This is a genomic window from Vibrio sp. 1249-1, assembly GCF_033340495.1.
The window spans coordinates 1-695 of sequence record NZ_JAWOWJ010000563.1 but is presented as its reverse complement, the minus strand read 5'-3'; the positions used below and the strand labels follow the sequence as shown (position 1 = coordinate 695).

General features: G+C 45.3%; 1 protein-coding gene. It reads right to left on the bottom strand.

Annotated features, from left to right (window positions below; all coding sequences use genetic code 11):
* Positions 1 to 695 (bottom strand): ATP-binding cassette domain-containing protein (locus R7Z50_RS27620; protein WP_318149772.1); only part of this gene is annotated, 695 nt, incomplete at both ends.

Here is a 695-nt window from a genome sequence, read left to right as displayed (position 1 = left end):
TGAGGGTTCGCGTAAATTTCTTTCGCATTCCCCGCTTCCACCACTTTACCAAAGTACATCACCGCGACTTTATCGGAGACATGCTTAACCACCGACAAATCGTGAGAGATGAAGATGATGGCAAGGTTCATTTCTTGTTGAAGTTGCAGCAACAAGTTGAGAATTTGCGCCTGAACCGATACATCCAGTGCAGATACTGATTCATCACAAATCAACAGCTTTGGCTTCAGTGCTATCGCACGAGCAATACCAATACGCTGACGCTGGCCACCAGAGAATTCGTGCGGATAACGGTTCACAGCCGTTTCAGGCAAGCCAACTTTCACCAACAGCTCTTTCACCCATTGTTTGCGCTCTGCAGGAGTGCCTATTTTATGGATGATATACGGCTCTTCCAAAATCATACCAATGGTGTGACGCTGGTTAAGTGACTCCATTGGGTCCTGAAAGACAATCTGCATGTCTTTACGCAACGAGCGCATCTCTTTGACAGAGAACTTTGTAATGTCTTTGCCTTCAAAGAAAATCTTACCTTCTGTTGGCTCATACAATTTTAGAATCGTACGTCCTAAGGTACTTTTACCACAGCCAGATTCACCAACGAGTCCCAATGTTTCTCCTTCTGAAACCGACAAGGAAACGCCGTCTACAGCTTTGATCGTGTAGCCCTTCTTAAACAGTCCTTTACCAGATAC